General features: G+C 65.2%; 11 protein-coding genes. 2 read left to right on the plus strand and 9 right to left on the minus strand.

Annotation, left to right across the window (positions count from 1 at the left end; translation table 11 throughout):
- Positions 1-876: 876 nt before the first annotated feature.
- From HWY45_RS26815 to HWY45_RS26855, 9 genes are all read right to left on the minus strand, one after another.
- Positions 877-1,200: an AzlD domain-containing protein gene (locus HWY45_RS26815; RefSeq protein WP_059564936.1), complete on the minus strand. Its 324-nt coding sequence runs from the start codon at positions 1,198-1,200 to the stop codon at positions 877-879.
- Positions 1,201-1,204: 4 nt separating this feature from the next.
- Positions 1,205-1,933, minus strand: coding sequence for an AzlC family ABC transporter permease (locus HWY45_RS26820; RefSeq protein WP_059883371.1), 729 nt, complete (start codon positions 1,931-1,933; stop codon positions 1,205-1,207).
- Entirely contained in the window at positions 1,930-3,699 is a 1,770-nt protein-coding gene (locus HWY45_RS26825) for a B12-binding domain-containing radical SAM protein (RefSeq protein WP_059883373.1), read from the minus strand. Before HWY45_RS26825 ends, HWY45_RS26820 begins: the two co-directional genes overlap by 4 nt.
- Positions 3,700-3,719: 20 nt before the next feature.
- Positions 3,720-5,414, minus strand: a complete 1,695-nt coding sequence (locus HWY45_RS26830; RefSeq protein WP_059883375.1) for a B12-binding domain-containing radical SAM protein — start codon at positions 5,412-5,414, stop codon at positions 3,720-3,722.
- Positions 5,415-5,518: 104 nt separating this feature from the next.
- A complete protein-coding gene (locus tag HWY45_RS26835; protein WP_155628734.1) occupies positions 5,519-5,686 on the minus strand; it encodes a hypothetical protein in 168 nt (55 codons plus the stop codon).
- An 80-nt stretch (positions 5,687-5,766) separates the two neighbouring features.
- Positions 5,767-7,455 (minus strand): B12-binding domain-containing radical SAM protein, encoded by a 1,689-nt coding sequence (locus HWY45_RS26840; protein WP_059806516.1) that lies wholly within the window; start codon positions 7,453-7,455, stop codon positions 5,767-5,769.
- On the minus strand, positions 7,448-8,722 hold the full coding sequence (locus HWY45_RS26845) for a M16 family metallopeptidase (RefSeq protein WP_059883380.1): 1,275 nt from the start codon (positions 8,720-8,722) through the stop codon (positions 7,448-7,450). The genes HWY45_RS26840 and HWY45_RS26845 overlap by 8 nt, the downstream gene beginning before the upstream one ends.
- A 726-nt stretch (positions 8,723-9,448) precedes the next feature.
- A complete protein-coding gene (locus tag HWY45_RS26850; RefSeq protein WP_059564942.1) occupies positions 9,449-10,810 on the minus strand; it encodes an MFS transporter in 1,362 nt (453 codons plus the stop codon).
- Positions 10,811-11,032: 222 nt separating this feature from the next.
- Positions 11,033-12,220, minus strand: coding sequence for a cytochrome P450 (locus HWY45_RS26855; protein WP_230946954.1), 1,188 nt, complete (start codon positions 12,218-12,220; stop codon positions 11,033-11,035).
- Between the two features lie 309 nt (positions 12,221-12,529).
- Between HWY45_RS26855 and HWY45_RS26860 the strand changes: the two genes are divergently transcribed.
- Together HWY45_RS26860 and HWY45_RS26865 are read left to right on the plus strand one after the other, a co-directional pair.
- On the plus strand, positions 12,530-13,087 hold the full coding sequence (locus HWY45_RS26860) for a sugar O-acetyltransferase (protein ID WP_059806530.1): 558 nt from the start codon (positions 12,530-12,532) through the stop codon (positions 13,085-13,087).
- Between the two features lie 113 nt (positions 13,088-13,200).
- Positions 13,201-13,668, plus strand: a complete 468-nt coding sequence (locus tag HWY45_RS26865) for a YaiI/YqxD family protein (protein WP_059806533.1) — start codon at positions 13,201-13,203, stop codon at positions 13,666-13,668.
- Positions 13,669-13,716: the final 48 nt, after the last annotated feature.

Below are 13,716 nucleotides of genomic sequence, written 5' to 3' on the forward strand. Positions count from 1 at the left end.
GGATGCGTCGGGCAGACGCACCCGCCCCACCGACGCGCGCTCTCCCGGACGGGATCGCCGTCCGGCCACGATCGAGAAAAGCACGCCGGGGACTCTGATTCGATGGTGGTAATGCTCGCTCAACTACGACGACACGTATTTCGCTTCGGCCTGGCGGAAACGGACAGGTCGCTCGTTCAAGCAACGAGCGGCGACGCAGGGACGTTCCGGCACGCTTTGCGATTTATATTTAAAAAAACCTGATTACTGTTTTGGTTTTTGCCAGCAAAAAAGGGCTTTCGTATTGAAAGCGAATCGCTTGGTCGATTCAAATGACATTTTTGCAGATTTCGCATGTGTCAGGCGCATATGAATCGCTTTTTAGGGGACAGAAACGAAAATATCGCCGAGGATGGCCTAATAATCGCCGGGATTATTGCACGGATTAAAAATATTACCGGTTGCTTACACCAGCTTGCCAGCGGCCGTCAAGATGGTTTTCTTGGTATCCAGTTTCAAACGGAGGCGAATTTAGCCCGGAATCATATCGGCCAAGTAAATATCTTTATCAGTAAGGTAGCGTACAAGTCTGCGAAAAAAGCAAGCATCCGGATAATCCCGCACATTTCGTATGGACTTCACTAATGTGTCAGTCGACCTGTTTTTACTTAGAGTAATCCGTCAATTCAAGAATCGCACCGCATAAACTGACGCAGCGCGTAAAGATCGCAGTACCGGTTCCATTTTTTCAGGCGCGGCATTCGCTATTCGCAAATCCGCATTTGAATATGCCGACGCCACGGCAGGCCGCGAAACTAACGATCGGGAATGACGAAGACGCGACGGCGCCGGCCCCCGCGGCACGGGCCGGCGCCCCGTCGGCGAAGGTGCTCGCCTTCAGATCGACGCGATCAGGTGCCCGCCGGCCCCGAAGTGCAGCATCAGGAAGTAGACCGTCGACGACAGCACGACCGACAGCAGCACGCCCACGCGCGGCAGAAACGTAATCATGCCGAGCAGCAGCGCGAACGCGGCCACGGCCTCGGCCGGGTGGGTCTTCACCTCGCTGAGGAAGCAGTACGCCACCAGGTTGACGAAGACGGCGATCGGCAGAAGCTGGCGCAGCGTCTGCTGGCGCCGGTTGTCGAACGGCAGCCGCACGATGCTCGGAATGACGCGCACCAGCACGCTGACGCCGAGCAGCAGGAGTGTTCCCAGCATCGCGTTATTCATGGCCGATCATCCCGTCCGTTTTCACCAGCAGCCAATAGACGACCGCGATCCCCGGAATCCAGAAATACACGGGCCCGAGCAGATACTGCAGCACGAAGACGGCCACGAAGCCGATCGCGATGGCCTTGCGCGCCGACAGCGCGGCCGGCTGCCGCGCGCGTTCCGCCCGGCGCGCGCGCACGAACGCGTAGATGTTCAGCAGCCCCAGCGCCAGCAGGATCGCGCTGACGGGATAGGTCACGCCGGCCAGCGTCGACTTGACCACCGGCGGCAGGAACGCCGCCAGCGCGACGCCGGCCGCCGTCGACAGGCACCAGAACGCCGTGATCGTCCCGCGGATCACGAAGCGGCTGGCCACCCCGTCCGACTGCTTCTCGGTGGCATAGGATTCGTCCGCCAGCCAGTGGGCCAGCGGCACCTTCCCGAGCAGGTTGATCTTCAGCGGCGCGGTGGCCGTCAGCGACATCGGCACGTAACGCAGGTTCATGCTCAGGATCACGAGAAAGGCCAGCCCCAGCGACGAGATGTCGATGCCGCGGGACGCGAACCCGAGATACGCGAACTGGCCGCTGCCGGTGAAGCCGATGAGGCTCATCAGGAACACTTCGAACGGCGTCCAGTTCAACTGCGCGGCGAGCACGCCGAACAGCACGCCGATCGGCGTGAGGGCCAGCCCGACCGGAATGATGCGCCACAGCGCGGAGGTCACGACGTGCTTCACGACACCTCCCCGACGGAATGCATCGACGCGGCGGACAGCGCGCCGTTGTGCCCTTGCTCCGGACGGCACAGGTTCCGGGCCGAGAGCGGCTCGCCGACGAGGTCCGTCAGGAAGGTTTCGTCGAGGTAATGCTTGATGTTCAGCATCGTTTCATGGAATACGTTGTCGAGATGATCGAGGCCCTGCCGGATGGCTTCGGCATAGGTTGCGTACTGCGTGATGAAGCCGTCCCGCGTCAGGTCATGCGCCTCCGCCTGCTCCACCAGCGCCAGGAAGAAATCGGCGGAGCGCCGCTGCACCGCGGCCTTCGCGGCAAACAGCGCGGCGACCTCGCACTGCTGGACCATGTCCCCCTCGAGCAGGTTGCCGCCGATCACCGACAGCGTGCGGGCCATGTTGATGTCGATGTCCCGCATCGTCGAATCTTCCCTGCGCAGCAGGTCGACGTCGGCCAGGTCCGTGAGCAGGTCGGCGATGCCCTGCACATGCTTGTTGACGAACGCGATGCTGTCGACCTTGTAGTGCGTATATTCGGGCGTCAGCATGCCGCTGTCGGCAAGATCCTTGTTCATCTCCAGCCCCGGATACGCATGCACGCGGCAACTCATGTTGTAGAGCGTCGCGTGCTGGATGCGCAGCAGGAAGCTGACGTTGCGGCGCAGGTCGCGGAACGTCGTATACGGATTGAACATCAGGAACCCGCTCGAACTCGTCACGACGTTGTATTTCTGGAAGATCTCGACCGACGACAGGTTCTTGCTGGCGCTCGACCCTTTGTTGAGCAGCTTGAGCTGGTCGTCCGAGCCGGCCTCGATGCCCATCAGCACGGAGATGAGGCCCGACTGCCGGAGCAGGTCCACCAGTTCGTCCTGCCCGTTGAACGAATCGGTGCGGCAAAAGATCTCGTACTCGACGCTCAGCCCCTTGCGGATGATCCGCTCCGCGAATTCGCGCACGCGCGGCAGCCCGCGCTTGGGGCCCGGGAAGTTCTCGTCGCCGAAGTACACCACGGGGTAGATGTCGAGCCCCTGGTACTTGTTCAGCAGCATCTCCAGCTCGTCGACGATGTTCTCCGCCGAGCGCGGCCGCCAGCGCGCGCCGCCGCCGATGTTGAAGAATTTGTACGCATTGCAGAACGAACACTTGGCCGGGCAGCCGCGGCTGCCGAGCATCGCGATCGCGGGCCGCAGCCCCGCCTTCAGCGCGCGTTCGAGCGTGTCGCGCGCCGGGAACGGCAGCGTGTCGAGATCCTCGATCGCCGGGCGGTCCTTGTTCTGCACGGCCTTGCCCGACGCATCGCGATACGCGACGCCCAGCACGTCGGCCAGCGGCTGGCCCGAGCCGTTGAAGGTCAGCTCGCAGAGTTCCAGGAACGTGACTTCGCCTTCGCCGCGCACGATGAAGTCGATCTCGGGGTGGGTCTCGAGGATCTCGACGGTCGCATAGGTCGCATGCTCGCCGCCCAGCACGACCCGTGCGTGGGGGTGCACGCCCTTCACGAGCCGGGCGAGCTTGATCGCCTCCTCGAAGGTGTTGTATTCGAGCGTGATGCCGATCAGGTCGGGCGCGGCCGCGCGCACCTCGTCGAAGATCTGCTCGGTGGACAGCGCCAGCGCATAGCCGTCGATGATCTCGACGTTCGAGTAGCCGAACTTGCGCAGGTACGCCGCGAGATAGCCAAGGCCGAGGTGCTCCGTCGGGTTGTTGTGCAGATACTCCGCCGACTTCTTGTGGGCGTTGACCAGGATGATCTTGTTGGCAGGCATGGGGTCTCCGTCTGGCCGGTTCAAGCGGCATGTGCCGATTCGGCGGGCGCTTGCCCGGCCGGCGCGGCACGGCCTTCCAGCGCCGCGTTCGCGCGCGCCAGGAAGCGCGCATAGGACGATTCGAGCGCGTCGATCCGCTCGGACAGCGTGTCGAAGAACCGGTCCTTCTCCGGCCCGCGTTCGATATCGGGATCGTTGCGCTCGAAGCGCTCCATCGCGTTCATGAAGAAGTCGAAAGCGAGGGTCTGGATGTCCTTCTGCGCGCGGTCGATCAGCGCGGACTCGTCCCAGTCGCAGGCGATGCCGATGCGCGACAGCTCGTACGACATGTTCGCGAAGTTGAATTCCACGAACCGGCCGACGGTGTCGAGCCGCTGCACGACGTCGTTCTGCGAGATGTCCATGTAGGCCGCGAAGCGGGCCACCCGCGCATCGCGGAACTTGTATTCGTACACGCCGTCGTATTCGTCCGCGCCGGTCAGCAGCCCCTGCTCGCGCAGGTACGGGACGAACTCGTTGCCGCCATACACGTCCAGCCGCGTCGACAGGTTCCACACCGACGCATGGTGGATCTTGCGCAGGTAGAGCGCATTGCGGCGCAGCGACGTGAACGAGCTGTACGGCAGGAACATGATGAAGCCGCTGGAGGGCGTCGTCACGTTGTTGGTCTTCAGGTTGTCCAGCGCCTGGTCGATCTGGTGGACGGTGACGGCCTTGCGGAACAGCTTGAGCTCCTGGTCGTCGGACGCCTCGATGCCCATGAACACGCGCACCATGCCGGCCTCGCGCAGGCGGCGCACGAGTTCGTAGTCGTCGTGGAACGTGTCCGCGCGCAGGAAGGTTTCGAACATGATGCGGACGTCGCGCCGGATGATCTCGTCGGCGAGCTCGTACGCATGGCGCCGCGCCTTGTTGCCCGGGCCGATGAACGTGTCGTCGTAGAACAGGATCACCGGGTCGGCGTCGGCCGCATAGCGGTCGACCAGCCCCTCGATCTCGTCGACCACGTTCGACGCGGAGCGGTGGCGCCACGGGCGGCCGCCCCCTTCGTTGTATACGTGGGACGCATTGCAGAACAGGCAGCGCGCGTAGCAGCCGCGGCTGCTCAGCACGGGGATGGCCGGCTGGATGCCCTTGCGAACGGCGCGCGCCAGCACCTGCCGGTCCGGGAACGGCAGCGCGTCGAGGTTCTCGATCGCGCCGGTCGCCGGAATCCTGACGACGGAGCCGTCCTGCGAGCGGTAGAGCAGCCCGCCGATCTGCAGCCGCGTGCCGACGCCATCCTTCAGGTAGCGGTAGAGGGCGATCATCGAGAATTCGCCCTCGCCGCGAATCACGAAATCGATCTCGGGGACTTTCGCGAGCACCTTTTCGCCGCAGTAGGTGAAGTGAAGCCCGCCGAGCACGGTGCGCGTGCCGGGGCAGCGGCGCTTGACCTCGCGCGCGATCTCGATCGCGTCGCCCGCGTTGCGCGACAGCGCCGTGATGCCCACGAGCACCGGATGCTCCCGTTCGCACAGCGCGGCGATCTCGCTCGCGCCGACCTTGTCGAGGTCGCAATCGACGATCAGCGTACGTGCGCCGGCCGTCGCGAGCGCGCTCGACAGGTACGCCAGCGCGAGATTCTCGCAGGTGAACTCCGCCGATTCGGCGCTGCCGCTCGGTGGATTGCGGGGATTCACCAACAGCACATCGAAGTCGTTCGACAGGTCCATATGGCGCATCCTGCTCATGGGAAAGGGACGCCCGAGCGCGGCCGCGCAAGGGCGAAAAAGAGGTTACGTCGCGGTGCACCGCGACGTAACCTCAGGCAACGCGCTTACTCGCCGTCCTTGCGGACTTCGACGTCGCCTGCCTGGTCGGCTTGCGCGTGTTGCGCGGTTTCCTGCAGCTTGGCGGTCTTGACCTCGTTCAGCTTCTTCCAGATTTCGGTCGACAGCTTCACGTTCTGGTCATTGCCTTTGGGGGCCATGAGATTGATTGCCATGACTTCTCCTTGGTTGACGCGTTGATGAAGTGGCGCGAGCCACACGGAATTGCTCGCCAGCCGGCTTCGGCCGGACAGGTTCACCGCCCTTGTCCGGCTGGCGAAGCAACAGCAAGGTCGTCAGCGGAGCGTTCGCTGATCAACCAATCATGTAAGCCATGCAGCGCCGTGCTGAATTCGGTCTCGAGACTGTCCAGGGAAGCGCCCAGTTCGCCCAGGTAGGATTGCCGGTCGCCGGCGATCGCCCCGGCGTCGCTGCCGCCCTCGAAGTGCGCGATGGTCTGCAGGAAATACTCGACGTTCAGGCCGTTGATCGATTGCAGCCGCGCCATCGCCGGCGCCGCGATGCGGTTGGCCTTCGCCTCGTCCAGCCCGTGCAGTTCGACCGCGTTGAGAATGCGGTTCAGCTCGGTGGACACATGGCGCGGCAGCGCGTTGTCCCGCACGATTTCCACTTCGTCGTTGAGCTGCAGCAGGTGGTCGGACAGGCGCCCCATCATCGGTTCCTGGAAGCGGTACGAATACACCTTGTTGGACTTGTCGTAGCCGTCCAGCAGGCCTTTGTCGCGCAGCTCGTCCACCAGCTTCACGCCGGGAAAGAGCTGCAGCCGCTGCGACAGGTTCCAGAACGACGCATAGCCGAAGCGCGCGAGCAGCCGGGCCGTGGTGCGGATGCCCTGCACCGTGCTGTACGGGTTGAACATGATCACGCCCGCGGTCGGCCCGAGCACGCGATGGCGCCGCAGCAGGTCGAGGCCCTCGGTGAGCCGTTCGGTGGTGATGTCCTTCCCGTAGAAACCGAGATCCTGCTGGTCGAACGATTCGATGCCGATGAAGGCCGCCTCCAGCCCGGCGCGCTTCAGGTCCGTCACGACCTCGTCGTCGTCGCCCTTGAGCGAATCGCCGCGCAGGTAAACCTCGAACGGCATGGCCACGCCGCGGCGGACGATTTCGTGCGCGAGGTCGCGCGCCCATGCCTTCGAGCGATTGCTGCCGTCGATGAAGTTGGCATCGTAGAAATAGAGCTTCTCGACGTTGCCCTTGAGGAAGTAGTGCTCGTAGAGATACTCGAGCTCGTCGACCACGTTCTTGACCGTGCGCCGCCGGATGGCCGCGCCGCCGCCCAGCCGCAGGTACTTGTTCGCATTGCAGAACGTGCACTTGAAGTTGCAGCCGCGCTGCGCGATCACGCCGATGGCGGTCTTGAGATCGCGCCTGCGGCAGTAGTCGAGCGTCGCGCGGTCGGCCAGCGGCAGCCGGTCCAGGTCTTCGATGCCGGGACGGTCAGGATTCTTGAAGAGAATGTTGGTGCGCACGTCGCGGAAATAGACGCCCGCGACGCCCAGCAGCTTGGGCGCCTTCGCCACCAGCTCCACGACGGCCTCTTCGCCCTCGCCGCGCACCACCGCCTGGATGGCCGGATGCCGGGCGAGAATTTCCTCGGCCGCATACGTGCAGTGCTCGCCGCCGACGAAAACATAGACGTCGTCGAGCACCTGGCGCGCCAGCTCGGCCACTTCCACCGCCGAGTCGAAGTTCAGGTAGTTCGCGGTCAGCCCGACGAAGTCCGGCTCGAACGCGAGAAACGCGCCCACCGCCGCGTCGTTGGACAGGTTGTGCGCGTAGCAGTCGAGAATCCGCACGACGTGCCCGTCCTTCTTGAGCGCGGCGGACAGCAGGCCCAGCCCAAGATGCTCCATGATCGAGTAATGATCCTTCTCCCGATCGACGATCTTGATGTTGGGGTTGATGAGAAGTACCTTAGCCATTCGCTACCCCATGGCAGATGAGCGGCGGCGACCGGAGCACCGCTTCGGTCACCTCGTGCAGGCTCTGCGGCGTCACGCCCCGGATGAAGTCCAGGTCGTCCTCGTAGTCGAAGTACGCGTCGAACCACATCTCGTGCTTGAGCAGCCGCATCAGCCGGTTGCGCGGATCGTCGAGCCGCATCAGCAGCGTGCGCATCAGCGCCTGCCGGGCTTCGTCCTGCACGACACGGTCCTGCACGATCGCCGGCATGGCCGCCGCGAGCTCGAACACATGGTCCATCACCCGCTCGAGCTTGTCGTACGCCACCATCCCGCGGATGATGAGATGGCCGTGATCCTTGAACAGATGGCACTCGGAATTGACCGCATACAGCAGCGCCTTGTCGACGCGCAGCGCGTTGTAGAGCACCGAATGCTCGTCCTCGCCGAAGATCAGGCTCATCGCATAGAGCGACACGCGGCGCTCGTCGAAACGCGGGAACGCCGGGTAGCCGAGCATGAAATAGCCGACGCCCAACGACGTCGGAATCGGCGCGCGGCCCGCCGCCAGGCCGTGCGTCGGCATAGGGTCGGCCGCCGCCGCGGCCGCCGTCTCACGCGCGCGCGGCAGCACCCCGAGCGTGCGCTCGACCGAGGCCAGCAGCCCGGTCGGCTGCAGGTCGCCGACCAGCGCCACCGCGATCTTGCCGCGCCGGTTGTCGTCGGCGATCGCGCGATGCACGTTCGCGCCGGCCAGCGCCGCGACGTCGGCCACGCGCCCGCCGATGGGGCGCCACATCCGCTCGTCGCCGTAGGCAGCCTTCAGGAACTCGTCGTCGATCCGGCTGATCTCGCTGCTCTCGAGCGTCGCGACCTCCTCGACGAGCACGGCGCGCTCCTGCTCGATCGCCGCGTCGTCGAGGGGGCGCGGATTCAGGAATGCGTCGAGCCATTCGCCGAGCACCGCGGCGTCCTGTTTCAGCGCGCACACGACGAAGTAGGTTTCGTTTCGCTCGGTGAAGGCCTCGACCGACAGCACCCTCGCCTTGGCGGGCCCGATCATCCGGTTGACCTGGGCCACCCGCGCGTGCTCGCAGAAATGGGCGAGGCCCGCTTCGCCGTGCGGATCGTCATAAGCGCCCCGGCCGATGCCCACGCCCATCGAGATCGCATGCAGGCCCGGCGCCGCTTCCCAGATCAACGACACGCCGTTGACGACCGAGCGCACGCCCCGGCCCTGCGGGACGACGGGATGGCGCTTCGCGTCGAGGCTCAGCACGTTTTGCATGAGGAGAGGCGCGCTGACGATTCGGGACACGCGGCAACACGAACACGAGCCATGGCGGTCTCCTGTCGAGTAAGTGGGAATCCCGAATGGCCTTCGGTCGGCGGACACGCGTCGCAATCGACGGCGTCAAGACGCGATCGGGAAACTCGACGCCTTGGCGCTTTCTCGTTGTTTCGCCTGACAGGGGGCCCGGGGCATGCAACAGTCTTCTTGCTCTTTTAATGCCTGATGCGGTAATGCGCTCGGCCGCTTCCTCATTGCCGCCTGCGACTGCGCGCAGGCGCGCCAATCGCGTTCATGCCGATTCATTCATCTTCGGCAATTCGCGGAGAGGCCGACCTGGGGGGACATGCTATCCGATCTGCATCGAAAATAAAGCCATGCGTGCGAAAAAATTCATTTAGCGACGCACGATTTGATTTAGGTAAATAAATTCGAATGGAACCGATTCCGCGCCGGACCCGCATTTGAATCAATGCAGCGCGGCATCGCAATGCGCTGATTGGCTGGCTAAATTGTTGAGCTTTATAAAACGATTGATGAAATCGTTGCCGCGTTCGCCAATTGCCGACGACGTTTTACGCCAATTCGTGCAAATACTCTAAATCCGCATTCGACGGGGCGTTCATTCCTCGACCCTGCTTTAAATCGCCCGAAATAACACGCGCGCCCTGCCTTTCGGATTCCCGCCGGGAGCGTCCATTTGCCGTCGCGTCATAGGCAGAATCAGGCGCTTCGACCGGGCGCCGCCTCGGCGGTGCGCGCGGTGGCCGGGAAGTCGAGATGCCCGTGCCAGTCGCCGAAGTAGACCTTGCGGCCATAGCGCAGGGCCGTGACGACACCGAGCACGCCGGCGCCGAACGTGAACTGCACGCACACCCACGCGCTCGCCGGCATCAGCGCGACGAGCGCCAGCGACGCGGCGCTGGCCCAGATCGCGTAGGTCAGGTTGTACGTGAACGAAATGCCCGACACGCGCATGGCGGTCGAGAACAGCGCAACCATGACGGACGGCACGGCCCCGACCACGCCCGACAGCAGTCCGGCAAACGCATAGGCCAGCGCGATGGCGACGCCGTGGCCGCCGCCGGCGAGGCTCGCATAGAGCGCCGCCGTGCCGACCGGCAGCAGCGCGCTGTAGAGCGCCACGGCCTTCCACGCGCCGATGCGATCGACGACGAGGCCCGCGATCACGCAGCCGATGTTCAGAAACACGATGCCGACGCTGCTGATCGCGAACGTCTCGCGGGCCGACAGGCCGAAGCGCTGCTGCATGAAGGTCGGCGTCACGATCACGAGCACGACGACGGCCGACGTCAGCACGGCGGTGAGCGCGACGGCCGGCATGAACGCGCTGCGCTGCGCGCGGATCACCTCGCGCAGCGGGAACGCGACGGCTGCCGTGCGGCGGCCCTGCATCTCGAGAAAGCGCGGCGTCTCGCTGAGCCGGCGGCGCATCCAGACCCCGACGAGCCCGAACAGCCCGCCGAGAATGAACGGAATGCGCCAGCCGTAATCGAGCATCTGGGCAGGGCTGAAGCATCGTTCGAGCACCGCGCCCGTCAGCGCGCCGAGCAGATAGCCGAGCGTGAGGCCGGCCTGCAGCATGCCGAGCACGTAGCCGCGGCGCCCGCTGCGCGCATGCTCGGCCACGAACGCCCACGCGCTCGGCACCTCGCCGCCGACGGCTGCGCCCTGCAGGATCCGCATCGCCAGCAATACGAGCGGCGCGAGATAACCGATCTGCGCGTACGTCGGCATGATGCCGATCGCGAAGCACGGCAACGCCATCAGCAGCACGGTCAGGCTGAACACGCGCTTGCGGCCGCTGCGATCGGCGAAATGCGCCATCCAGATGCCGCCGAGCGGGCGCGCGAGGTAGCCGGTGGCGAAAATGCCGAAGCTTTGCAGCAGCTTCAGCCATTGCGGCATGTCGGGGGGAAAGAACACGCGGCTCAGCGTCACCGCGAAGAAGAAAAAGATGATGAAGTCGTAGACCTCGAGCGCGCCTCCGAGCATCGACAGCACCAGCATCTTGCGGTCGTGATGCGCCGGGCGTGGCGAAGCCGGCTGCGCGTCGATCGTCATGGGAAATTCCTGGTATGGGTTCGGAGAGCGGGATTCGGCGGCGAGGATAGCAAGAACCGTTCGATCCGGCAAAGCCGGTTGCCGATGATCGAATCGCGCGCCGTTTCACATCCCGCTCGTCGAGCGGGGTGGATCATATGTGGGCCGTGACACGAGGAAGCTTCGGAGTCCGTGGCGAATCGCCGCGCCTTCCGGCCCGGTGATGCGCATCGGGCCGACCCTCTACTGACGCGGCGTCTCGTTCGGCTCGCAATCGGCACGCATGCGCGGTTCGAAGCGCACGCGGGCATTCCTGGGGCGAAGGGAGAACCAGCCTTGCGGGGTCACCGGCCCGAGGATCGTCATGTCCCAGTGCTCGACCCAGTAGGCCAGCGAGACGGCCAGGTCCATCATCGCCATGCCGGTGCCCGGGCAGGCGCGATCGCCGACGCCGAACGGAAAATACGCGCCCTGCGGCCAGGTCGCGGCTTGCATGAAGCGCTCGGGCCGGAACGCATCGGGCTCCGGAAACCAGCGCGCGTCGCGATGCGTGATCCAGCTGGAGATCATCACGATATCGCCGCGCGCGAACGACGTGCCCGCCACGGTCATCGCGCGCGACAGCTGGCGCGGCACCAGCGCATAAGCCGGCGGGTACAGGCGCAGGGTTTCCTGGATCACGGCGCGCAGCAGCGGCGCGCGACGCAGGTCCTGCAACTGCGTCACGCCGGACCAGTCGATCGTGGCGAGCTCCTTGCGCAGCGCGGCCAGCACCTCGGGATGCCGGGCCAGCAGCAGTTGCGCCCAGGACAGCGTTGCGCCGGTGGCCTGGTGCGAGGCCATCAGCAGCGTGGCGAGGTCGTCGCGATGCATGACCACCGGGCGCGCCGATTCCTTGACGACCCGCTCGATCTGCGAACGCATCACGCGCAGGGCCCAACGCTTGCGCGGGCACATCTTGCTCGGGAACCAGTGACCGAGGGGCAGCCCCGTGCTGGTTTCGAGCAACGCAACGCGCGACAGGATGCGCACGGCCTTGGCAATGGTTTCCGCGTTCGGGCCGAGATCGACGCCGAACAACGCATGGCCGGCCAGCGTGACGCTGTAGGCGGCCATTTCCAGATCCAGGTCGACCACCTGGCCCGGCACGAGGCGCGCCGACCAGTGTCGCGCGATACGCTGGATCTCCTGCGCGGCGGGCGGCTGAATATGCGGGCGCACCACCTGGCGCTGGCGACGTGCCGCGTCGCCCTCCTTCATCATGAAACTCGGCCCGTTCCACTGCCGCATGATGCACAGGCTCGGCTCCCAGCGCCGCAGGTCGGCGCGATGGGAGACCATCAGGTCATGGACCGCCTCGGGATGAAACACGCACCAGAGCCGCTTCACGCCCATCCGCAGGCTCGCGAGATCGGGCGACGCGCGATGCATGTCGGCCAGCCACTTCAACGGGTCGCGCTGGATTTCCAGCCAATGATTCAGGCCGGCATCCGGGAAGCGCCTGGCTTGACGGCGCAAGGCCAGCCGCTTGCGGACAGGGCAGCTCGTTATGGTTGTGGTGTCGTGGCTCATTCGACCGGCTCAGGGGGCGCTCTCTCGGATTCGTCGGCCGCCTTGTCGGGGCGGCGGGACGGGCGCCGGCAATTCTATTACAACGGGCGCGAACCGGATGTCGCGGATGCCGGATGCCGGATGCCGTCCTACAATGCCCGATCCAACGCGCACGGAGGAAAACGACGCATGGCGAATGACGATCGAACCAGGATCATTCCGGGAAGGACGCCCGAATCGGCCGCCATGCAGGCCGACATCAAGCGCGCGATGGCGCTCACCGCCCGCCTCAACCGTCTGACGTACAACGATGCGGACGAGGTGCGCGCGTTGTTCGGCGAGCTGATCGGCAAGCCGGTCGACGACAGCGTTCTGTTGATTCCACCGTTCTATACGACCGGCGGGCCGGATATCCGCGTCGGCCGCAACGTGTTCATCAACCAGAACTGCACGTTCTACGATCTCGGCGGGCTCGACATCGGCGACGACGTGATGATCGGGCCGAACGTGAGCCTCATCACGAGCGGCCACCCGCTCGAACCGTCCCGGCGGCGCGCGTTCGTCGTCGCCAGGCCGATCAGGATCGAACGCAACGTCTGGATCGGCGCCGGCGCGACCGTCATCGGCGGCGTGACGGTGGGCGAAAACGCAGTGGTCGGCGCGGGCGCCGTCGTCACCCGGGACGTTCCCCCGAATACGCTCGTCGGCGGCAATCCGGCGAAGGTCATTCGTTCGATTGCCGACTGACGGCGGGCAGGGTGTGCAGCATCGACCCGATGCTCGACCAGGGGCAGCGATTGCCGGCGGGCCCGCCGCGACCTTGAGATACGATGGCGTTCCAACGTACTGGAGTTGTCCTCATGCAAGTGCTCGTCGACGCTGACGCCTGCCCCGCCGTCATCAAGGACATGCTGTTTCGGGCCGCGCGGCGCGCCGAAGTGCAGGTGACGCTGGTGGCCAACCAATATTTGCGCACGCCGCCGTCGCCGTTCATCAAGTCGATCCAGGTGCCGGCGGGTTTCGACGCGGCCGATGCCCGCGTCGTCGAACTCGTCGCGGCCGGCGACCTCGTGATTACCGCGGACATTCCGCTCGCCGCCGCCGTCATCGAGCGCGGCGCGCATGCGCTCGACCCGCGCGGCAACTGGTTCACGCGTGAAAACATCAAGGAGCGCCTGACGATGCGCGACGTGATGGACCAGCTCCGCAATGCAGGCATCGACACGGGTGGCCCGGCGCCGTTCAGCGCGCGCGACAGCAAGGCGTTTGCCGGCCAGCTCGATCGGTTTCTCGCGCGACACGGCACGCCGCGTCGCGGCGGCGATTAGTCGACCGACGCCGGCCGCTCGCGCGGTTGCCTTGCATCGCAGGGCGGC

The sequence above is a fragment of the Burkholderia stagnalis genome, from assembly GCF_902830275.1.
Classification (GTDB): Bacteria; Pseudomonadota; Gammaproteobacteria; order Burkholderiales; family Burkholderiaceae; genus Burkholderia; species Burkholderia stagnalis.